Source organism: Ruegeria sp. SCP10 (genome assembly GCF_040329495.1).
Lineage (GTDB): Bacteria > Pseudomonadota > Alphaproteobacteria > Rhodobacterales > Rhodobacteraceae > Ruegeria.
The window spans coordinates 1-21,248 of the sequence record NZ_JBDZYF010000004.1 but is presented as its reverse complement, the minus strand read 5'-3'; the positions used below and the strand labels follow the sequence as shown (position 1 = coordinate 21,248).

At 56.3% G+C, this 21,248-nt stretch carries 17 protein-coding genes and 1 pseudogene; 5 read left to right on the top strand and 13 right to left on the bottom strand.

Annotated elements, in window-relative coordinates:
- Positions 1-99: 99 nt before the first annotated feature.
- From ABLN87_RS11395 to ABLN87_RS11355, 9 genes are all read right to left on the bottom strand, one after another.
- Complete coding sequence (locus tag ABLN87_RS11395; protein ID WP_353010308.1) at positions 100-1,521, bottom strand: AMP-binding protein; 1,422 nt, start codon at positions 1,519-1,521, stop codon at positions 100-102.
- Positions 1,514-2,359 carry a hypothetical protein gene (locus tag ABLN87_RS11390; protein ID WP_353010306.1) on the bottom strand — a complete coding sequence of 282 codons (846 nt, stop codon included), beginning with the start codon at positions 2,357-2,359 and terminating at the stop codon, positions 1,514-1,516. Before ABLN87_RS11390 ends, ABLN87_RS11395 begins: the two co-directional genes overlap by 8 nt.
- Positions 2,356-3,687, bottom strand: coding sequence for a hypothetical protein (locus tag ABLN87_RS11385; RefSeq protein WP_353010304.1), 1,332 nt, complete (start codon positions 3,685-3,687; stop codon positions 2,356-2,358). The genes ABLN87_RS11390 and ABLN87_RS11385 overlap by 4 nt, the downstream gene beginning before the upstream one ends.
- Complete coding sequence (locus tag ABLN87_RS11380) at positions 3,684-4,784, bottom strand: DUF3419 family protein (protein WP_353010302.1); 1,101 nt, start codon at positions 4,782-4,784, stop codon at positions 3,684-3,686. Before ABLN87_RS11380 ends, ABLN87_RS11385 begins: the two co-directional genes overlap by 4 nt.
- Positions 4,771-7,236 carry a PEP/pyruvate-binding domain-containing protein gene (locus ABLN87_RS11375; RefSeq protein ID WP_353010300.1) on the bottom strand — a complete coding sequence of 822 codons (2,466 nt, stop codon included), beginning with the start codon at positions 7,234-7,236 and terminating at the stop codon, positions 4,771-4,773. Before ABLN87_RS11375 ends, ABLN87_RS11380 begins: the two co-directional genes overlap by 14 nt.
- Complete coding sequence (locus tag ABLN87_RS11370) at positions 7,233-8,144, bottom strand: UbiA family prenyltransferase (protein ID WP_353010298.1); 912 nt, start codon at positions 8,142-8,144, stop codon at positions 7,233-7,235. The genes ABLN87_RS11375 and ABLN87_RS11370 overlap by 4 nt, the downstream gene beginning before the upstream one ends.
- The gene (locus tag ABLN87_RS11365; RefSeq protein ID WP_353010296.1) at positions 8,141-9,379 is read right to left on the bottom strand and encodes a hydroxymethylglutaryl-CoA reductase; all 1,239 of its coding nucleotides are present in this window, start codon (positions 9,377-9,379) and stop codon (positions 8,141-8,143) included. Before ABLN87_RS11365 ends, ABLN87_RS11370 begins: the two co-directional genes overlap by 4 nt.
- Before the next feature lie 485 nt (positions 9,380-9,864).
- Positions 9,865-10,608, bottom strand: a complete 744-nt coding sequence (locus ABLN87_RS11360) for a hypothetical protein (RefSeq protein ID WP_353010294.1) — start codon at positions 10,606-10,608, stop codon at positions 9,865-9,867.
- Entirely contained in the window at positions 10,602-11,465 is an 864-nt protein-coding gene (locus tag ABLN87_RS11355; RefSeq protein ID WP_353010292.1) for an aldehyde dehydrogenase family protein, read from the bottom strand. The genes ABLN87_RS11360 and ABLN87_RS11355 overlap by 7 nt, the downstream gene beginning before the upstream one ends.
- Before the next feature lie 162 nt (positions 11,466-11,627).
- Here ABLN87_RS11355 and ABLN87_RS11350 point away from each other — a divergent pair.
- A pseudogene (locus ABLN87_RS11350) lies at positions 11,628-12,395 on the top strand (transposase); the annotation flags it as partial.
- A 769-nt stretch (positions 12,396-13,164) separates the two neighbouring features.
- Here ABLN87_RS11350 and ABLN87_RS11345 read toward each other — a convergent pair.
- The 4 genes from ABLN87_RS11345 to ABLN87_RS11330 are packed head-to-tail and all read right to left on the bottom strand — an operon-like array spanning position 13,165 to position 17,076.
- Positions 13,165-14,202, bottom strand: a complete 1,038-nt coding sequence (locus tag ABLN87_RS11345) for an extracellular solute-binding protein (RefSeq protein WP_353010290.1) — start codon at positions 14,200-14,202, stop codon at positions 13,165-13,167.
- A gap of 19 nt (positions 14,203-14,221) precedes the next feature.
- Positions 14,222-15,031: an ABC transporter permease gene (locus ABLN87_RS11340; protein WP_353010288.1), complete on the bottom strand. Its 810-nt coding sequence runs from the start codon at positions 15,029-15,031 to the stop codon at positions 14,222-14,224.
- Between the two features lie 3 nt (positions 15,032-15,034).
- Entirely contained in the window at positions 15,035-15,964 is a 930-nt protein-coding gene (locus ABLN87_RS11335) for an ABC transporter permease (protein WP_353010286.1), read from the bottom strand.
- On the bottom strand, positions 15,964-17,076 hold the full coding sequence (locus ABLN87_RS11330) for an ABC transporter ATP-binding protein (RefSeq protein ID WP_353010284.1): 1,113 nt from the start codon (positions 17,074-17,076) through the stop codon (positions 15,964-15,966). The genes ABLN87_RS11335 and ABLN87_RS11330 overlap by 1 nt, the downstream gene beginning before the upstream one ends.
- A gap of 226 nt (positions 17,077-17,302) precedes the next feature.
- On the opposite strand from ABLN87_RS11330, the gene ABLN87_RS11325 reads away from it, so the two are divergent.
- From ABLN87_RS11325 to ABLN87_RS11310, 4 genes are all read left to right on the top strand, one after another.
- Positions 17,303-18,706 (top strand): aspartate ammonia-lyase, encoded by a 1,404-nt coding sequence (locus tag ABLN87_RS11325; RefSeq protein ID WP_353010282.1) that lies wholly within the window; start codon positions 17,303-17,305, stop codon positions 18,704-18,706.
- A 117-nt stretch (positions 18,707-18,823) separates the two neighbouring features.
- Positions 18,824-19,582 carry an electron transfer flavoprotein subunit beta/FixA family protein gene (locus ABLN87_RS11320; protein WP_353010280.1) on the top strand — a complete coding sequence of 253 codons (759 nt, stop codon included), beginning with the start codon at positions 18,824-18,826 and terminating at the stop codon, positions 19,580-19,582.
- Positions 19,582-20,511, top strand: coding sequence for an electron transfer flavoprotein subunit alpha/FixB family protein (locus ABLN87_RS11315; RefSeq protein ID WP_353010278.1), 930 nt, complete (start codon positions 19,582-19,584; stop codon positions 20,509-20,511). The genes ABLN87_RS11320 and ABLN87_RS11315 overlap by 1 nt, the downstream gene beginning before the upstream one ends.
- Before the next feature lie 111 nt (positions 20,512-20,622).
- Positions 20,623-21,248 (top strand): NAD(P)/FAD-dependent oxidoreductase (locus ABLN87_RS11310; protein WP_353010276.1); only part of this gene is annotated, 626 nt, incomplete at its 3' end.

The window sequence follows — 21,248 nt, the reverse complement described above, 5'->3', positions numbered from 1 at the left end:
AAGTTGCTGGACTTTTCCGCTGCTTAGCCACCGGGCAAATACAAAACCGTGCTCGATTGCAGTTTTCCGTGAGAACACTGAAGGGAAAAGTGCTGTAGATCAATGACCCAAGAGATGAGTAAGCTCTACTCGGTCAATTTTGGATCTGTGGCGTTTGTCCATTGGGATTTTTTTCACGTGGATCACTTTGGCAACCCCGAATTCCAGCGCTAGGCTATTCCAGTTTGACAACTGATCCTTGTCACCCTCAATACATAGAGTTGGCTTTCCGTTAAGGCTCATTAGGGCACTGTTAGTCACGCTCGGCCATTGCCGGGCAGCTATTTCGATCGCGAACGGAAAGATGCGGCCAGTCGGGGTTGTCACCTCGCTCCTCAGTCTACCCCACAGCCACAAACGGCCCTGCTCATCCAACCGGCCGGCATCGCCTGTTCGATGCCAGATCGTGGTACCGTCTTTGATTTTGTTTTCTGTGGAGTGCGCGGGATCAAGATAGCCATCATTTACGTGATCTCCTGCCACCTGAACTTCGTCGTCCCGAATTCGGAGATTGATGTGCGAAACGGGGCGTCCGACCAAAAGCCCCCTGCCCGCTGCCATATCGCGATAATCAATGTCCGAGATGTCGCGCGCATCAAGATGCGCAATCGGTTCCGCCTCGGTGGAGCCGTAAACGCAGAACACATCCAGGCTGGATTGTTCGAGCAAACCTTGGGTCAGGTCGGGAAAGACCGGGCCGCCGCCGGTAAAGACGGTGTGCAACTGGCCGGTATCTTTGCACTGCGCAAGTTTTTCGCACAGGGACGGCGGGATCAAAAGCCGCGTGACCTGTTGTTTCGTTATCCAGCCCGCCAGTTGCTCGGGCGATAGACGGTCCAGCTTGGTCATCTTCCAGTTTGGCAGAATCGTCGTGCGTCCGGCCGCCAGGTTGATCAGAGTGAAGACCGGAAACGCGACCAGATCCCGCTCGGCCATGGCACTATCCAGAAGCGGTGCGATTGCGTCATGCTGGGCCATCAGAAACGCGTGGCTGCGTGGGATGGCCTTGGCCGGACCCGTGGTTCCGGATGTAAAGGAAACAAGCGCCACATCGTTGTCTTGAACATCCACTACACTCGGCTCGCCCTGCCCTTGGCCCGGTCGTAAAAGAGGCAGCCCCACAAGCTCTGGCACAACAAAGCTGAGCAACGCAAAGTAACCCGATGCGCAGAACGCCTTGGGCCGGGTTGTTCTTGCCGCGTGACGCAACCCCGCAAGACCCATCGCAGGCTCAGGCAGAACGACCGTAACCCCCAACGACCACAAGGCTGCGAGGCTGGCATAGAGATCCGCTTTGACGGGCATTGCCAACAGAACACGGTCTCCATGGCGAAGACCCTTGCGCTCCCACTTGCTGGCCAATTGCTGCGCGCGTCCGTGCAAAGCGCGGAATGTGACCTGGTGACCGGTGCCTTCTACAATGGCGATCCGGTCCGGCTGTCGCGCGACCGCATCGGCAAAATGGTCCAGCAGGTTAGGCATCCAGACGCAGCCCAAACAAGGCGTACCGCCGGAACACATTGGCCCCTTCGACACCGCTGCGCTCGGCGGATTGGTTGTCATCGTGGATCAACGCGTGGATCGCTGTGTCAAAGCCCTGTTCCAGGGCGGACTTGTGGAAATGACTGGCCAAGTGGCGTCCTGCGCCCCGTTCCAGGCTGGCATAAGTTTTCAGGATCGCCGCTTTGGGCTTTGGGCCTTCTGCATAGTTTGGAATGCCAAACAAAAATCCCACCAACGAGCCATCTAGGCGGCGGGCAAAAAAGATTAGCTCGCGTTTCAACATCGGAACGACAGGCATGTACATCGCCAGAAAATCACGTTCAGAGATAGGTTTGTAGAACGCATTGCGTGCGAACGCCTTGATTGATAGGTGGTAGACCTGTCGGAACAGGCCCTCGGGATTGGTTCCATCCCAAGGTTCGACCGTAAACGCATCGGTTGCGGTCAAAGACGACCTGGCCGTTTGCGCCAAGGGAACGCGCGCCGAGAAATAGCTGCTGATGGGTGCAAAACCTGCCGCCTTGAACACGTCGGGGTCATGTGGCTTGTTTGCCGGTTCCATCAAAAACGGGGCTGAACCGTCGCTTTCCGAGACAAACCGATAGCTGTGCCAGGTATCCCCGGACATCGGACCGATAATCCGGTCAATCCCCGCGCTGCGGATCCGTTCGATAGCCTGATGCAGAGCTTGCAAACCGGCCTCTGGCGTCTTGCATGAGAAGTCACCGATGGTTGCCGCGGGCGCGCCATCCCATTCAGGTCCCTGCAGATGTATGGACAGTTTGGCACCGTCGGTTCGAATGCTTTCCTTCGTCATGATATAACTCCGCCAGCGATCCGCGCGCTGATATCCCCTGCTATGGACCAGATGTAATACGTAAGTGGCAGTAGCAGCGCCAAGAGCGTGAGCCGCGAAACACGGTTCTTTTGAAAAACATCCGGAAGCGCCCAAGGCATGATCGCGGTCACTGCGAGCGTGACAAGTGACAACGCGGTCAAAGGCTCGGCCCAGTTGGAACTGTCAGAGTTTAGCGAAACCGCCCAGATACGGATCAGAAACAGAACAGCGGCAGCAATCGGTATCGCAACAGGTATGGCCCTTAACATCACAGCGCAAAGCCCCATGGCCAAACCCATGGCGCTGAGGCCGAAAAAGGATATCGCATCCCAGCCCGTTGCATTGCCAAGAGCAAGCCAACCAAAACCCAAAATCCCCAGTGCGGCCACGATATCCAGATCAGGATACTTGCTGTCACACGGAGACGCGGTGCGCGCCCAGCCATGTGCGGCAAGAACCAGGATCGGCAGAACTGTATTCTGCATCTTGGCGGCGGCCAGCATCAGAAAAACCGCAACGACATAAACGCGGGTCGTATGTTTGCTAAGGCCTATCCGGGTTCCCACCACGCCAAAACTGACCAGCGCGGCAAAGAACAAGATTGCAAGCATCGCCAGTTCTGCCAACGAGCTGTGATAGTGCGTTTTCAGGAAAATCAACAAGCCGAGCGGCAGGAATAGGTTGTCAAAGCCGCGCCAGCTTTGCGCCTCGACCAGGGTGCCGAAACCGGCAACCATCAGGCATAGCATCATGATGTTGGACGGCGGCAGCTTTGACAAAAACAGGAAACAGATGATCGCAACCAACAGGGTTACGACAAAAAACACCACCGATCCTTCCAGGCTTTTGTCGCCATCTTCGACCACATAACGTTTGGTTCCATAGGTGGTACCAGCAAGCGCAGCTGCCGCATCAGCCAGTGTCAGAACAGCGATCGGAAGCAAGTAGTACAGCGTGTTTTCACCGGCCAGCAAGAAACAAAGCCCGACCGAAAGCGCCAACAGGAAATCCCCGTACGAAGTACGCTCGACGCTGTGGATGGCGGCCCCCAGACCTTTTGAGAAGCGGGGCAAACGCAAGATCAGCATCACGATCATCGTGGCCCCGATCAGCATGTAAACCGGCCAGCGATCCGGGAAAATCCACGGCAGAAGCATGGCAAAAAGCCCGGTGCCAACGTGCATCAGTTTACGTTGCACTTCCCCGCTAAGCCCGACCTTATGTGCCAGCCGCCGGACCACCGCCATCAGCCCCAACAAGGTAAAAACAGACATCACAGCCAACAGGATCTGGGCCACAACACTCATGAACGCACCTGTTCCACTACAAAGTCCGAGTAGAAAAAGGCCGTGTCGCGGGCTTTCAACTGATCCTCAACCGTCTGAAGTGTTTCAACTTTGCTCTGGTAGCGGGCCGGCACACGGCGGGGTGCCATCATGTTCCAATACACCAAACGCGCGTTCGGGGCCGCGGCTGACAAGATGGAGCCATAGACCGTTTCAAACATGTCAGGCGACATATACTCGAAGATGTCGGACAGGTTGAACCCGTTGGCCTTCTCACCGGTCGAAACAAAAGCCTCTAACGACCCCGGGCGGATATCCAGACGATCCAGGCGGGCGCGGATCGTGTCAAAATGCTCGGGTCGCCAGGCCATCGGTAGAGCATCGCCATGCGTGCCCTTCAATATCCAGTGTAGATAAGGGTTTTGCGACGGATCAGTATCAACGCCTGCATGGCGAATACGGCGCGCCACATGCTGGGCCGGGCTGCCTTCAACGTGATCGAAAAACGCCTTGTCGCGTCCCATGCGGCCCATGACTAGACGGGAAAAGAACAGGTTCAACAACAAGCGCCACCGGAAGGTATCAAAGCGCGTGTCAAAGAATACTGCCCGCGCTTCGGAGGGGCGGGATACAAAGACGTCATCAATCGTTTTTCTGGAATGCACAAACGGCAAAAGCCGGGTGCGGAAGATGCGGAAGTACCGCTCGAACTTACCAACGCCGCCGATCCCGAAGCGCACGACCTCGGGGGAAAGCGCGGTCCAAAAGGCGCGCGTTTCCGGGTCGGATTCCTCCAGTGCCTGCGACAGCAAATCGGCACGCCTGCTGCTGGGGCGCGACCCGGTCAGTTCCAGAAACTCTGGATGCGTTAAGGACTGGAACGCGCCAATTCTCAGCTTCAGGCAAGCAATTTGCGCCGGGGACAAATCTACAACCACAACTTTGGCCGGGTCCAGCGTCAGCATCGCCAGCGCGTTATCCCCGGCTGAACAGATGGACACCAGCGTGCCCCCAGCGCAATCGCCCAGCGCGGCGGTCAGAACATCGGCATCCTCCCACAATTGTGCGTATCGGATGTGGTCGAAATCTGCCTTGCTTTCGATTTCACTCTGCCCCATCGCACCGCTCCACTTTGCCGCTTGCCCCATCAACCAAAAGCGTTTCTCCGTCCCGGATCCACTGCGTCGCGCCTTTCAAGCCGACGACGCAGGGTATGCCCAGCTCTCGCGCCACGATGGCGGAATGGGACAGCAGGGACCCCCGTTCCACAACGATGGCCGAGGCATTCGAAAACACGGCGATCCAGCCCGGGTCTGTGTGCCGCGCCACAAGGATGTCACCGGGTTGCAGCGCCTCGGTGCGCGGGTCACGGATCACTCGGGCCTTTGCGGTAACCTGCCCAACCGAACAGCCCGTGCCGGTCTTCAGCCGTTCGCAGTCGCGTAAAGGTTCTTCGGCGTCCGCCCAAATCGGAGCAATTGCAGGCCCCCGGATTTCTATTCGCTCCGGCGGGTCGGGGCGTTCAGACGATGCACGATCTTCGCGTTGGCGTTGCGCGACGATGGCTTTCAGATCCGGGGACAGGCTGAACCCTTCAATGGCCCCCAGAACCTCGTGCGTTGTCAGGTGAAACACATCACGGGGTTCGGCAAGCAGCCCCCGTGCCGCAAGCTCGCGCCCGATCCCCAGGAAAACACGCCGGGCATGGCCGAATATCCGGGTGCGTTCAAACCGCAGGTTCTCTCGATCCCGGACGCGCGCCTTGGCCCAGCCCACGATCCATTTGGACAAGTAGCGTTTCAAAGGATTGGCGGGGAACAGGGATTTCCAGTCCGGCTCACGGCCTGTATGTCGTTTGCCTTCCGGTCGGGCAGCACTGGCCGCGACCGCCATCAACAGGCTGGAGGGGTCCTCGCGCAGCGGAATGCTTTCCAGCTTCAGTTCTTCGGTACATCGGTCGCCGAATTTTTTCAGATATAATTGAACCTCGTCCTTGATTCGGGGGTAAGGATCCAGGGTTTCCAACCGGCAGTCCGCGCTGAGATGATCCGCTATCCCTGCTTCGCGGACCATATGCGCCATCCGGGCAATACGCTGCACCGGTTCCGCCGAGACGATGTCACCTTGACCAATCATGACATCGTTGTGCAGCACTAGCCCATCTTCACCCAGCCACTTGTGCAGCAAATTGCGCGATGCGCCAAAGGCGATCATGCACAGGAAATCGTTGACCAACGGGGCGTCCCAGCGATCCAGCAGGCTGCTTTCGATATCGCGATATTCAGCGGCCAGTTCGGTCGCATTGGCAGTTTCGATGTCCAGATCACGATCCAGAACATCATTCAGCCTGTCGTAGAAATTGCGCCGGGTGCGCGGCAAACGCATAGCCTGCCATGTCAGGCCGCACGCAACCCCAGCCAGTTTTGCGTATTCCCATGTCTTGCGCACACCTTTGGCGGGCGGAGGCCCGATCTGGTCGGTGATTTCAGACGGCATGGGTTCGGACACACCCATCATCGTTTCCATGTAATCGCGATTCAGCGAAAACCCCGGCAACAGCGCCAGCGCGCGGTACCAATTGACCAGATTGTAATAAACCCGCCCATCAATGCGCCCAAGGAAGTTGTCGAAAATGACCGCGTTCTGCGCGACAGTTCTGTCCGATACGCCCAGAAGCCGAACAAAAGCGCGATAAACCCGCGAGTAGACGTGCACAGCAAAGGAATAGGTCAACGGGCTGACCATGCCCGGATAGCTTTCGACGATGTTGGAATTGTCGAAAATGGTCAGCGCACCATCCGGCAGAGCCGCTGGTCGCAATGCGGTTGTTATTGGCCGCGCCTGAAGGATATGCAGCGCACCATCGGCATCGAACGCCCATTCGATGTCTTGCGGAGCGCCAAAAGCCTCTTCTGCTTGCCGTGTAAGCGCTGCGACCCGAAGCGCCTGATCCGGGGTCAGGACCTGAGGTGCCGCTTGGGCGCATTCGGGGTGCCCGTTTTGGTCAATGGTCCAATCCTCACCATCAACTTCACCTGCCACCAGCGCGTCGCCCAGACCTTTGACGGCGGACACAACGACGACGTTTCTTCGCCCTGTCACGGGATCGGCAGAGAACGCGACACCTGCCGCCATTGCATCAATCATGCGTTGGACGATGATCGCCGGGGCCTCTGCCCCGCCCCCGGTTTTGACGGCGCGATAGATGGCGATTGTCTCTGCAAACCCGGATTGCCAAACCTGTTTCGCCGCCCCCAACACGTTGCTGTTTGTGACGTTCAGAACCGTATCGAACTGACCGGCGTGGCTGTGGTCTGCTCCGTCTTCGGCCCGACCGGAACTGCGCACTGCATATGGCCCCGGACCCAGCACGCCCAACGCAACATCCAGCGCGCCTTTCAACCCGCGTGCTGCGACCGGCCCCGTCTTGCCTTTGCGAAACGCGGCGTCGGTGATGACAAAAAACGCAGGCGGGTTGAACCCGTGGCAGGCTAGATTCGACAGCGCGGCGGCTTTGCCTCCGACCTGGCTCGGATCCGTGGCTTCGGATTGGCTGACGATAAAACTCATCTGAAAGCTCCAATCAGAAACGGCAAAAAACCCGCTGTGGCGTAGCAAAAGAACACCCAAAGCCCGGCAATTGTGTCCATTCTATCCTGCGCAACGGGGGTCGGTGCCATGACATAGCTGCGCGCGGCCAGACCGCAGGGCACCAACGCAAGAGCCCCAACCCCGACCGTGAACCAGCCCACGCCCGTTGCAAACCCTGTACCCACCAGAAAAACAAAGGATAGAACGACACAGCACAGCCAAATCATGGTGGCACGGCGATACCCCCACAGGCCCGAATAGGTATCGACCCCGTCAATCTCATTTTCGGGCGACCAGAGCTTGCGCCCGATCTCAAGAACGCAGCCATTGATAAAGGACAGCACCAGAAACAACCAAAGCTGTGACGCCGCTCCTCCGGCCGGAAGCCATTCGATGCTGGTCAGCAACAGGTCGATCAGCGGCATGATTGCCATATGACTGACCAGATAGAGAACCGGCCGCGCCTTTAGCCAGGCTGATGCGCCGAATTCAGCAGTCATTGCCGCCAGCCACACCCAAACCCCCAAAAGGCACCACAAAACCAACGGGGACCATAGCCATGCAGCGGCAACAGCCACCGGCAGGGTCAGCAGGCCCAGCACCAGAACTTCGGCGGGTGACACCAGCCCTCGTGGAATGGGACGTTCGGGCCGGTAGCGGCGGTCATCCTCGGCATCCTTGAACTCGTCGCAAACGCGCATCTGGAAAAACAGCGCCATTGCGAGCACAAATCCAACCACAAAACCGGGCCATTCAGGTAACGGGCGATCCGCAAGCCGGGCCGAGACGCAGATGCTGGCCGCCGAAAACACCAGCAACAGCGGAACGGTCTTCTTCAACGGAAACCGTTCGGCCTGATAGATCCACAATCGCGCCAGCAAAGTCATCTTTGGCGGGCCAAGCTTTCATGGGCGCGGGTGAAATGGCCCGCAGCGATTGCTGCTACAATCGAAATCTCTCCGCACAGACAGATGGCTGCGGCCACTTCGGCCAGCGCCGTGCCATGGCCCGCGCCCTTCAGTCCCAGAATGTTCAGCGCCGCACTTTGGCTGGGCAGACCGGTGCCGCCGCCCACAGACCCTACAAGGATATTCGGGAGCGTGACCGAGCAGAAAAGATCGTCCCCTTTGGGCTCCATCCGCGTCACACCCATCGCGCTTTCGGCGACACAGGCCGCATCCTGCCCGGTTGCGATGTAAAAAGCAGCAAGCCCGTTGGCATAATGGGCCTGCGCCCCCAGCTGACCCGACAGGTGCGCGCCAAGATTGGCGACCCGCCCATAGGCCAACATGGCGTCCACGGTCGTTCCAAGCGTTTTTTCGACGACTTCCGCAGGCAAGGTGACCGACGCGCTGACCTTGCGACCACGCCCTGTGACCAACCCAAGCGCCGAGGCTTTTTTGTCGCCTGAAAAATTCCCCTCGATATACCAGTTTTCCATGGGTATCGGGCAATGATTGACGATCGCCCGGCACAGCGCATCCGTAGCAATGGTCACCATATTCTGGCCCGCGGCATCCCCTGTTGTGTAACGGCAAATCAGAAAAACGATATTGGTGTCGATAAACGGCTCGACCGAGACAAGCTTGCCATGCCGGGTCGTGGCTTCGGCTGCGGCGCGAAGATCGTCGATATTGCTGACCACCCAATCGACAAACTGACCGGCTTGCAAAAGACCTTCGAACACAAAGGCGGGCGTGCGCAGGACACCCTCGTACAAGACGGCCGTGCTAACCCCTCCAGAACGGCCAGTTGCAAAGGCCCCTCGCGCATACGAGGCAACAAGCGCGGCCTCAGTCGTCGCCAGAGGCACATAAAAATCCCCGTTGGCGTTCATACCGTTCAAGCGCAATGGTCCGACGATGCCAACTGGCACTTTCACAGTTCCAATGAAGTTCTCAATATTGGCGCTGTAGGTTTCAGAAGCTGCAACTGTCGCAGCATCAGCGATCAATGCCTGATCTGCGTCGCTTGGCCTGGGCTTTAGATGATCCCAGAACCGCGCAACCGTCTTACTGTCAGCCTTGCGAGAGGGGCGCAAAGACGAAAATTCTTCGTCGCTTGGGGCCATCTGCTGTGGTGTGCGTTCAGCATCATATCGCGCTTTTATACGCCGCAGCATTTCCCGCACATGAAATGGAATGATCAAAAGTCAGCTCCGATAAACGCTGTACAAACGACTGCAGACTTAATTCTGCGCTGGCTGCACCCTAACAAGAAAGCAAACGATATCCAGTGAATACATCCAGTTGTAGGTTGTAAGTGACCCTACCCTTCTGACTTGGTCCACCCTTATAGTTGCGAAACGGAGGATAAAATGGAGCTTCAAGCGGCTCAAGCGGGAAGAGATTGTCGCAAAGCTATGGTAGGTTAGGACGCTATATGGCCGAGAAATGCGGTGTGTTGAGACCACCTGCCAAGCCTCCCGAATCGAGTATTTCCGCAACCATTGGATGTTTGGCGGCATCGAAACAAACCACGAACGTCGGTGCAGGGTTGTTGTGTGAAGCGATCTCTGGTTGAGTGAATCCCACAACCTCAAACCCTACCACCAAGATGGCAGTAGGGTCATCACGTACAACGCACCGTGGCTAAGGGTTACTGGCCTCAGAAGTCCTTCCGACGGAAACCGCCAATGATAGCACCACCCACCAGGCATGTTAGGTTTCGCCAGGATGGCTCAACCGCACAATGGGCCACTTCCGTAGTCAGCGTGTCAAAGGCGCCCTTGTTGGTTTTTATCATGTGGCCGGGCGACATGAAACCTGCAGTCATGATAGATTTCTCGACATTCTCGAAGTACATGGCTTTGCCAAAATTGCCGGCTCCCGAGACGAACTCCTTGCCTTCTTCGTTGCCGCCCCACGTCAGCCAGGGCCAAAGGAAGATGAAGGGTGGCATGGCGTTTACGGCAATTGCGCCGTACTCCATTTCAGTTACCGCTCGGCCCAGAGCAGCCTGATGCGTCTTCTTGGTATCTTCGTCGATCAGGATGGCGCTGCCCAATGTGCCAAGCAGCTTTTCATTGCAGAAAGCAACTGCTGCGGGCAGGAATTCTGCAGCGTTGGCATGCACATCCAACGGCACTTCACCTGTGATCTTGCAGAAAGCTTCGTTGCGCGTGCCATAGCTGTCTTCTTCAATGCCGGTGATCAGCAGGTTTTCAGCCGCCTTGAACTGACCGCTCTCCGGCGACAGCCGTTCAGCTTGAGGATAGGCTGTGAGGAACCCGTCTTTCACCTCGCCTGCTCCCGGATAACAGGTGCCTTCGGCGGGCGTGTCTTCGACCATCGCCTTGCCAATCGCACCCAGGAACTGATCCCGCCGGGCCCAGTGTTTGGAGGTTACCAACGTTTGAGGTCGACCGCAGACTGCACCACCGTTGAGTTTGTTAATCGTGAAGATCTGATGTGCTTGACGAGCGATTTCTTCGTCGGCCACGGGCGGTCGCCCGGCACGATGATCACCGGATTGTTGCCTCCGCATTCGGAGATCAATTCGGCCTGGGTGGCACTTTCGATCGCTTTCGGGGTACCTGCACCACCCGTAAAGTAGATTTTGTCGATCTTGGTATCGGTCGTCAGCACACGTCCCTGGTCGTGATCGGCGAAAGCCAGGGCTTGATGATCGATCAGCGGGGCCATGACCTTTTCCCAAACCTTAGCGCTTTCAGCATATAGGTGGTGTGGTTTGTGCACCACGACCCTGTTGCCGAAGAAGATTACCTGGAGCATCACCAAAGACGACGAATAGTTCCCTGCGCCCAGTACGGCGGTGATACCGGCAGGTTTGTCCATCGGGTTCACTTGCTTCGGTTCGCCCTTGACCCGAATGACATCCTTGCGGTTGCCGTTCATCAGCTTGTCCTTGGTGTCGATCGGGAAGACCGCGATGTCATAGCGATCATCACCAACTTTGGTGATGCTGATCGGCTCTGGCATCTTTCCGTGCACGATGCCTTGGTAAACTTCGATGGCAGCAGAAACGGTATTGGCCATCGGCACAATCGTTGCGATCTTTGATAACGGGTCAGTATAAATCTCTTCACCCATCTGACCATTCTTCAAGGCCGAGTCCGAGGCGGCGAGTTCACCGTCAAATTTCTTTAGGTTTTCGCGTACAGCTTCCAGTAGGGCTAACCGCTCGGCGGGGGAGGTGTCCGCCCATCTCTGCGGGTTCAGGTGAGTAATGGCGTCATTGGTTTTCATCTAACTGTCCTTAGGTGTTCGGTCGGAGCGAGTCGGAAAAAGCAGGATCAGCGAGAGATCGACATGACCATGCGGTCAAAAGCACGGTCGCCAACCATTTGTGGACGCCCATCATCAAGCTTGCGTACTTTCCGGCGGCATAGCGGGTCTTGGGTTCCCCTGCGTGAGTTGGCCGTGCAGTTCACCGACACGGAAAAGTACTTTGTGTCAGAGGGTAAGAAGGGTCAGTGATCCGTCCAGTGGACGGATCGCCCGACGAACGGGTATCGCATCCTCAAGTCCTACGATCTGATCACCAGCCCAGCCTATGTGGTTTTGTCAGCCGCAGACGAGTTCAAAGACAAGACAACGCGTCCGGACCGGCTATGGCAAACTGACTTCAACTACTTGAAGGTCATCGGCTGGGGCTGGTTCTATCTGTCAACCATCCTCGATGACTACAGCCGGTACATCATCGCCTGGAAGCTTTGCACGACAATGAAGACCGAGGATGTGACCGACACACTGGATCTCGCCTTGCACGCCTCAGGCTGTGATTGGGCAACCGTGCTGCACAAGCCGCGCCTGCTCTCGGACAACGGGTCGAGTTACATCTCCGGAGAATTGGCTGACTGGCTTGAAGATCAGGAGATGGATCACGTCCATGGCACTCTGTATCACCCGCAGACCCAAGGCAAGATCGAACGATGGCATCAGACCCTCAAGAACCGCATCCTACTGGAGAACTACCACCTGCCTGGCGATTTCCGACGGTAGATCGACGCCTTCGTCGATCATTATAACCACCGGCGCTACCACGAGAGCCTGCAGAACCTCACCCCGGCCGATGTCTACTTCGGACTCGGAGAAACCATTCTGAAACAACGAGAAAGGATCAAACGAAAGACCATCGAAACGCGACGCTTGCTTCACCGCAAATCCGCCGCATAATCAAACCAACCAGATGAGCCTGATCCTCCAAAACCAATCAAATGCTCGTGTTCCAAATCATTCGATGACGGACACATACCGATAGTAACCTCTCGGAGTATTACTTGGTTAGATTGATGCGGCGCTGGCTTGAGACCGAGGAATCTCTTTCTGACTGGAAGGACAAAATCGCCACCGAATTCGAGTTCACCGACCGCGCGGTTCAGGATATCGTTAGGACGCCGCGAATTGACGCTTTGATCGCGCACCGCGGTAGCCAATGGATAATCCCGGAGCCTGAATTGTGTGGCCTGGCTCACTACGATAAAATCGCAAAGTGGATAGGATGGCGCCCATAAGCGACAGAAACCATGTGACGACAGAGTTGGGGCAAAACAAGCACTTACGATCAACCTGAATGTGTTAAATCCGGCTGCCAGCAATTGTAGGTCTTTCGTCACTATTTGCGCAATCGGAAGCCCGCAACCCAAGAAAAATGCGCCATTAAGAGCCGCGGTTGTAGTCCGAGCAACTACGAAATCACCGAGCCATAATGTATGTTAGTGGAACCCAACAATCGAGGAAAAACCCTTGAAGAGGTCGACGCTTCATGGGCGGCTACAAACTCCGGAATACTCCGAAAATCCGCAACACAATTATGATTGCTATTCCTGAGAGTAGTATTGAAACACTGCAGATCGTAACGCGTTTCATGACGCTTTCCGTCTCACCAGATTTGTTTGGCGGCCCCTTTAGTATAAGGGCCGCCGGATCTTAGCTTACATCGGACCTATTTCTTGAGATTGGTCCAAATCTGATCGTAAACAGCTTGCGTTTCCTCGTCACAAACCTCAAGAAAAACGCCTTTACCCGCGTTTGCATGCGGGTTCTTTTCGGGTTGAGCAGCCAGTTCCGCATCAAGGAACTCGGTAACGCCGCTCACACCCGCGTTGTACTGCGCATAGTTGGTCACAGCTGCAATGTTTTCTGGTTCCAGTAGGAAGTCCATGAATTTTAGGGCGTTGTCGCGGTTCGGTGCATCTTTCAGCAGAACAACATTATCCATCCACGCCACGTAACCCTGTGTCGGGAAGGCGTATTCGACGTTGGCACCCTCTTCCCTGGCCTTGGCCGAAAAGCCGTCATAGATTTGGCCAACTGCCGCGTCACCCGACACCAGAACCTCTTTGGCGGTGTCTGAGTTAAACGAGACCCAGTGCTGTTTCGCGTTCTGCAACATCTCGTTCAGTGCTTTCAGTTGCTCACGATCGGTCGAACATTGCGGGATACCCAGATGCAGCGAGGCCATGGCCATAACGTCACCTTGGCTGTCCAGCATGTTAATCTTGCCCGACAGCTCAGCCGGCGGGTTGAACAGGATGTCTGTGGACTGGATATTACCGTCAAACACGTCGCGGTTCACAGCGAACGAGGTCGAACCCCACTGATACGGGATCGAGGAAGCGCGGCCCGGGTCAAAACTTGGGTCGGCCCACTCGTCCGCGATGTTGCCCTTGTTGGCCAACTCGCCGTCAGCGATCGTATCCAGAAGCCCTTCACCCGACATGATCTTGACCATATAGTCGCCGGGAACAGCAACGTCATAGGTGCCGACACCGCCCGCTTTCAATGTAGCCAGCATCGCCTCATTCGAGTCGTATGTGTCCATAGTCACGTTGATGCCGGTTTCTTCGGAAAACTTGTCCAGCAGTTCCTGAGGGATGTACTCGAACCAATGGTAGATCACCAGTTCCCCCTCGGCGGTGGCCGCATTGGCCGACACTGCAAGGGCAAGAGCCGCTGCACCGGATTTAAGAAAATGTTTCATGGGTTTGCTCCTTGTTGGTTCATTTTGTATTGTCAGATTTGCTGACGAAGTAGCTGATCGTGACCATGATGATCGACACGCTCAGCAACATGGTTGAAATCGCCATGATGTTCGGCTTGATGCCCTGCTTGACCGACCCGAAGATTGCGGTGGGCAATGTTTCCACACCCGCACCTTTGACGAAGTTGGTGATGATGAAATCGTCCAGCGATACGATGAAAGCCAGCAGAAAGCCCGAGATGATCCCCGGCATCATCAGCGGCAGCAGGATCTTGGTGAACGCTTGCCGCTTGGTGGCATAAAGATCCAGCGCCGCCTGCTCAAAGCTATCCTCGATCCCCTGCATCCGGGCTGAGATCGGCAGGTAGGCAAAAGGAATGCAGAAGGCGATATGGGCAACCAGGATCGTCGCATAGCCACGGGTGAACCCGATCGAGTTGAAGAAGATCAGCGTTGCTGTGGCGAGCACGATCTCGGGGACCATGATCGGCAGAGAGATCAGGCCGAAGGACACCGTGCGCAACTTGAACTTGCCGCCCCGAACCATTGCCGTGGCCGCCAGGGTTGCAATTGTCGTCGCCACGGTGGCCGCGATAATCGCGATGGTAAAGCTGTTGAACGCTGCGGTTTTGAATTTGGCGCTTTCCGGACCGGTAAACACATCCGCGTACCAGCGTAGCGACAGACCTTCCCAATTGGTGATAGATTGCGACGCGTTGAAGCTGTAGATCGTCACGATGACCAACGGGGCATACAGGATCACTAGGCATGCCAGAGTGATGGTCTTGAAGCCCTTGTAAGATTTGATGTTCTCATTCACATGGGCCATGACTTACCCCTCCGCCTTGCTGGCTTTGGCTTGCTGACGGGCCGACATCATCAGGATGATCAACACCATAGTCAGGAGGATCATCGAAGCAGCCGCACCAAACGGCCAGTTCCCGGCGTTGCCCTTGAACTGTTCCTCGATCAACGATCCGATCATGAAATTCTTAGCGCCACCCAGCAGGTCAGGCGCCAGGAACGAACCCATAGAAGGCACGAAGACCAGAATACAGCCCGCCATCACACCTGGTTTTACGGCTGGCAGCACGATCCGGCGCAACGTTGTCATTTTGCTAGCGTAGAGATCTGCAGCAGCTTCGCTGAGTGAGAAGTTATACCGCTCGACAGCTGCGTAGATGGGTAGAACCATGAACGGCAGGTACGAATAGAACAAACCCAGCTGAACCGCGAAGTTAGTATTCACAATGGCAATCGGGCTGTCGATCAGGCCGATACCGATCAGAAAGTCATTCAAAGGCCCTTGATCCCGAAGCAGGAACTTCATGGAAACAGTCCGGATCAGCAGATTGACCCAATAGGGTATCGTGATCAGGAAGACCCACAATGGGCGCACGTTTTCCGGGCGGGTTGCAATGAAATACGCTGTTGGGAAACCAATTACCAGGCTGAGCAAAGTGGCCGCACCAGCCTGCCAGATCGATCGCCAGAAGATCGTGATATAGGTCCATTCAATCTTGGGCGGCTCGTCACCGAACAAACCGCGGTCAAAGAAGAACTGGTCGTAGGCCGCAAGGCTGAACTCCCAGATCACGCCGCCGCGGAATTCCTTGGTAAGGAAGGAATAAACCAGCATCATCAAGACTGGGGCCAGAACAAAGATTGTCAGAACTGCCCAGGCCGGTAGCAAAAGCCAATTTCTGGCCTCTTTATACGTGTCGGTTGTCGCGCTGCCGCCGCTCGCTGCACCAGCTGCCATCAGTCCACAAGGAGGCGTCCCGCCCCCAGCTCCATGTTGACGAACATTTCCGTGCCTGGCTCAAAGATACGTTTGTTGCCGCGATCCGAGTTCGACGTACGCACAACAAAATCCGGGCCATCCTGCAGATCAATGATCGTGCTGATATCGGTGCCTACAAAGATGTTTTCCTTGACGCGGCCCTTCAGACTTTCACTTTCGACCGGCTTGTCGGACATGTACAGACGCTCGGGTCGGATCGACATGTGAACCTTGGAACCCGCATCGATTCCTTCGACTTGATCGCACGTCAGCTCATGCCCACCGCCCAGATGGCAGATCGCACGCCCATCGCGGATTTCATCGACAGAAACCTCCAGCAGGTTGGTTTCGCCAATAAAATCCGCCACAAACATGTTGCGAGGCCGCTCATAGATATCGGTTGGCGCGCCGAGTTGTTGCAATTCCCCGGCCGACATAACCGCAATCCGATCAGACATGGTCAAGGCTTCTTCCTGATCATGCGTGACGAAGATAAAGGTGATCCCGGTCTCGCGCTGCAAATGCTTCAGTTCGATCTGCATCGCCTTACGCAGCTTGAGGTCCAGCGCCGACAGAGGTTCGTCAAGCAGCAAGACCTTGGGCTGCGGCGCCAGCGCCCGAGCCAGAGCAACACGCTGCTGCTGACCGCCCGATAATTGTGAGGGTTTGCGCGCTGCAAATTGAGACAGCTGCACCAATTCAAGCATCTCACCCGCACGGCTGCGTGCCTCGCTCTTGGATTTACCTCGCATTTCCAGGCCGAAAGCCACGTTTTCGAGAATGGTCATATGCGGAAACAGCGCATAGTTCTGGAAAACTGTGTTCACCGGCCGCTGGTTTGGTGGCAGGTTTTCGATCTCTTCCCCGTACAGATAGATTGCACCCTCAGTCACGGTTTCAAACCCCGCGATCATTCGCAAAAGGGTTGTCTTGCCACACCCGGAAGGGCCAAGCAGCGTGAAGAATTCGTTATCGGCGATCGTGAGTGAGATTGTCTTCAACGCAGTGAAATCGCCATAGCGTTTCACTGCGCTCTGCACATCAATCGCATCTTTTGGGTTGTGTGGCAAAGGAACCTCCCTTACGCGCATTTGCCTTTTGGAAAAGATAGAAAAGCGGTGCTTAGGCGTTAAGAACTGTGTTCCTTAGCGTTCGTTAGCAAATACCTAACCCTTGGGCTCATCTTTAGATTTGAGGATATGCCGCCCCCGCATGTCTGCTTTGTGACAAACTAATCAATGCTGTGGAAAGCCCGTCTTTTGGTCGGCCAACTGGTTGAGCTAATCGACGTGGGCAAACACAGGGAAAATACTGTCTATGCAATCAAGAAGAAGCGAAGCCGATACGATCGGCTCACTGGATCTGCCCATTGGGGCTCTGCACGGAATTCAGACCGAGCGTGCACGGCAGAACTTCCCGATCACTGGCGTGCCGCTGTCACATTTTCCCAGCATCGTTGTCGCTCTGGCCATGGTCAAACAGGCCGCCGTTCGGGCAAATATCGAAATCGGTGGCATTAAGCCGCAGAAGGCAGAGGCGATAGATGCGGCCTGTCAGGAAATCATCGACGGCAAACATCATGAACACTTCATGGTGGACATGATCCAGGGAGGCGCAGGAACGTCGACCAACATGAACGCCAATGAGGTCATTGCGAACCTCGCCCTTACAAAGCTGGGCTATGCCCCCGGAGAGTACGAGCATCTCCACCCTAATGACGATGTGAACCAAGGTCAGTCCACAAACGATGTGTATCCGACAGCTGTCCGGCTTGCTGTACTTTTTCATGTGGAGCCGCTTTGCGCCGCGCTAAAGGGGTTGCAGTCTGCATTTGGAGATCGCGCCGAGGCATTTGCCGACATCGCTAAAGTCGGTCGCACCCAGTTGCAGGACGCAGTGCCTATGTCACTGGGCGCCGAATTTAGGGCTTTTGCCGTTACCGTTGGCGAGGACATTGATCGAATCCGAGAAATCGGGCGGCTACTGAAGGAAATCAACCTAGGTGGCACGGCGATTGGTACTGGCGTGAATACCAAAACCGGCTATGACAAACGCGCGGTTACCCATTTGTCACAGATTTCAGGCTTCGACTTCAAACAAGCCAAAGATCTTATCGAAGCTTCGTCCGATCTGGGAGGGTTCGTCACCTTTTCAGGCATTCTCAAACGTCTGGCGGTAAAACTGTCGAAAATCTGTAACGATTTGCGCTTGCTATCGTCTGGCCCGCGTGCAGGGTTGGGCGAGATCACGCTGCCTGCAGTACAGGCCGGGTCTTCCATCATGCCCGGCAAGGTCAACCCGGTCATCCCGGAAGTGGTCAACCAAATTTGCTATCAGACTATTGGAAACGATCTGGTGGTGACGATGGCCGCAGAAGCCGGTCAGCTGCAGCTGAATGCGATGGAGCCAGTCGTTGCCTACAATCTTCTGAAGTCGCTGAAGATTTTGATCAACGGGGCAAATGTCCTGACCGAGAAATGTGTTTTCGGTATCGAAGCGAGCGCGGATCGCTGCAGGGATTTGCTGGACAACAGTCTGGTTCTTACCACCGCACTTGCCCCGCATTTGGGGTATGACGCAACCGCGCGCGTTGCCAAATGTGCACTGGCCACTGGCGCGTCAATCCGCGACGTGGTTATCGAGGAAGGTCTGATCCCTGAGAGCGAATTGGACAAGATATTATCTCCGGCAGCAATGCTCGATAGGTCGATGTCCTCATGAACCAGCTCTATCCCTCTCTTACATCGCCATTCGCCCGCAATTTACTGTTTGGGACTAAACAGTGTCTGGGCGCCCCTCTCCGGAAAAACCAAACCAAGTTAACCAAAGGATAACGCGATGAAGGTACTCGTGCCTGTCAAGCGCGTGATTGACTATAATGTGAAGGTTCGCGTCAAAGCGGACGGTAGCGGTGTTGATCTCGCCAATGTCAAAATGTCGATGAACCCGTTCGACGAGATTGCCGTGGAAGAGGCGATCCGCCTGAAAGAAGCCGGCAAGGCTGACGAAGTCGTCGCCGTTTCGATCGGCGTCAAGCAGGCGCAGGAAACCCTGCGGACCGCTCTGGCCATGGGTGCCGACCGTGCAATTCTGGTTGTTGCCGCTGATGATGTGCACACCGATGTCGAACCTCTGGCCGTTGCCAAGATCCTGGCCAAAGTGGTCGAGGAAGAGCAGCCCGGTCTGGTTCTGGCGGGCAAGCAAGCGATTGACAATGACATGAACGCCACCGGTCAGATGCTGTCGGCCCTGCTGGGCTGGAGCCAGGGCACCTTTGCATCGGAAGTGGACATCGAAGGCGACAGCGCCAAGATCACCCGTGAGGTTGACGGTGGTCTGCAGACCATCAACGTCAAGATGCCGACCATCGTGACCGTTGACCTGCGCCTGAACGAACCGCGTTATGCGTCGCTGCCCAACATCATGAAGGCGAAGAAAAAGCCGCTGGATGAGAAGACGGCCGCCGATTACGGCGTCGATGTCACTCCGCGTCTGGAGGTTGTCAAAACCGATGAGCCGCCGGCACGTGCCGCTGGTATCGTCGTAGGCTCGGTCGACGAGCTGGTCGAGAAACTCAAAGAAGCGGGGGCTGTGTAATGGCTGTTCTTCTTCTGGCTGAAGTCAACAATGGTGAGCTGTCGCTGGACGCCACCGCCAAGGCCGTCAATGCCGCAAAGGTATTGGGCGATGTGACTGTTCTGGCCGCGGGCGGGTCTGCCGCCGCTGCCGGCGAGGCCGCCGCCAAGATCGACGGTGTGTCGAAGGTACTGGTTGCTGAGGATGCCTCGCTGGGTCACCGCCTGGCGGAATCGACCGCAGCGCTGATCGTGTCTCTGGCCGACGGCTATGAACACATCGTTGCCCCTGCCACCACCGACGCCAAAAACGTGATGCCGCGTGTTGCTGCGCTGCTGGACGTGATGGTGATCTCGGATGCGTCCGGCGTGGTTGACGGCTCGACTTTTGAGCGTCCGATCTATGCGGGCAACGCGATCCAGACCGTAAAGTCGAACGACGTCAAGAAAGTCGTCACCCTGCGAACCGCGTCCTTCGACGCAGCAGGCGAAGGTGGCTCGGCCTCGGTTGAAACCATCTCGGTTCCCGGTTCCGAAGGTCTGTCATCGTGGGTCGAGGACAAGGTTGCCGAAAGTGACCGCCCCGAGTTGACCTCGGCTGGCGTTGTTGTCTCGGGCGGCCGTGGTGTCGGCTCGGAAGAGGACTTCAAACTGATCGAGACTTTGGCCGACAAGCTTGGCGCCGCTGTTGGCGCGTCGCGCGCCGCTGTGGACTCTGGCTACGCGCCGAACGACTGGCAAGTAGGTCAGACCGGTAAGGTTGTTGCCCCGGATCTGTATGTCGCTGTCGGCATCTCGGGTGCGATCCAGCACCTGGCTGGGATGAAAGACTCGAAGGTCATCGTTGCGATCAACAAGGACGAAGAAGCGCCGATCTTCCAGGTCGCCGACTTCGGTCTGGTTGCCGACCTGTTCCAGGCGGTGCCGGAACTGACCGAGAAACTCGGCTGATCTAAGAGACAATTCAATCTGGCTGTCAGGATAAAGTTCTGGCGGCCTAAGTTAACTTAGAGCCCAACAGATTTCGACGACCCGATTGGAAAGTTAGCTAAGGAGCCCGCGATGGCCGATATTGAACGCGAAGCGATGGAATATGACGTGGTGATCGTGGGCGCAGGCCCTGCGGGCCTGTCGGCGGCCATTCGTCTGAAACAACTGGATGCCGATCTGAACGTTGTCGTTCTGGAAAAGGGGTCCGAAGTGGGCGCGCATATCCTGTCGGGCGCGGTTCTTGACCCCTGCGGTCTGGACGCGCTGATCCCCGACTGGAAGGAAAAAGGCGCACCGCTGAACACCGCGGTCAACGAAGACAATTTCTATATGCTGGGCGAGGCGGGTCAGATCCGTATCCCCAACTTCCCGATGCCGCCGCTGATGAACAACCACGGCAACTACATTGTCTCGATGGGCAATGTTTGCCGCTGGATGGCGGAACAGGCAGAAGAACTGGGCGTGGAAATCTTCCCGGGCATGGCCTGTTCCGAAATGGTCTATGGTGAGAACGGCGAAGTCAAAGGCGTTGTTGCCGGTGTCTTTGGTCTGGAGGCGGATGGCTCCTACGGTCCGAACACCGAACTAGGCATGGAATTGCACGGCAAATATGTCTTCCTGTCGGAAGGTGTGCGCGGGTCACTGTCCAAAGAAGTCATCGCCAAATACGACCTGTCTGCTGGCAAAGAGCCGCAGAA

Excerpts from the sequence above, each read along its gene's own strand:
- ABLN87_RS11365 (WP_353010296.1), bottom strand. The coding sequence starts at position 9,379 with ATGCTGCGGCGTATAAAAGCGCGATATGATGCTGAACGCACACCACAG.
- ABLN87_RS11395 (WP_353010308.1), bottom strand. The coding sequence starts at position 1,521 with ATGCCTAACCTGCTGGACCATTTTGCCGATGCGGTCGCGCGACAGCCG.
- ABLN87_RS11345 (WP_353010290.1), bottom strand. The coding sequence starts at position 14,202 with ATGAAACATTTTCTTAAATCCGGTGCAGCGGCTCTTGCCCTTGCAGTG.
- ABLN87_RS11385 (WP_353010304.1), bottom strand. The coding sequence starts at position 3,687 with ATGAGTGTTGTGGCCCAGATCCTGTTGGCTGTGATGTCTGTTTTTACC.
- ABLN87_RS11320 (WP_353010280.1), top strand. The coding sequence starts at position 18,824 with ATGAAGGTACTCGTGCCTGTCAAGCGCGTGATTGACTATAATGTGAAG.
- ABLN87_RS11380 (WP_353010302.1), bottom strand. The coding sequence starts at position 4,784 with ATGGGGCAGAGTGAAATCGAAAGCAAGGCAGATTTCGACCACATCCGA.
- ABLN87_RS11355 (WP_353010292.1), bottom strand. The coding sequence starts at position 11,465 with ATGAAAACCAATGACGCCATTACTCACCTGAACCCGCAGAGATGGGCG.
- ABLN87_RS11340 (WP_353010288.1), bottom strand. The coding sequence starts at position 15,031 with ATGGCCCATGTGAATGAGAACATCAAATCTTACAAGGGCTTCAAGACC.
- ABLN87_RS11370 (WP_353010298.1), bottom strand. The coding sequence starts at position 8,144 with ATGACTTTGCTGGCGCGATTGTGGATCTATCAGGCCGAACGGTTTCCG.
- ABLN87_RS11330 (WP_353010284.1), bottom strand. The coding sequence starts at position 17,076 with ATGCGCGTAAGGGAGGTTCCTTTGCCACACAACCCAAAAGATGCGATT.
- ABLN87_RS11315 (WP_353010278.1), top strand. The coding sequence starts at position 19,582 with ATGGCTGTTCTTCTTCTGGCTGAAGTCAACAATGGTGAGCTGTCGCTG.
- ABLN87_RS11335 (WP_353010286.1), bottom strand. The coding sequence starts at position 15,964 with ATGGCAGCTGGTGCAGCGAGCGGCGGCAGCGCGACAACCGACACGTAT.
- ABLN87_RS11375 (WP_353010300.1), bottom strand. The coding sequence starts at position 7,236 with ATGAGTTTTATCGTCAGCCAATCCGAAGCCACGGATCCGAGCCAGGTC.
- ABLN87_RS11390 (WP_353010306.1), bottom strand. The coding sequence starts at position 2,359 with ATGACGAAGGAAAGCATTCGAACCGACGGTGCCAAACTGTCCATACAT.
- ABLN87_RS11325 (WP_353010282.1), top strand. The coding sequence starts at position 17,303 with ATGCAATCAAGAAGAAGCGAAGCCGATACGATCGGCTCACTGGATCTG.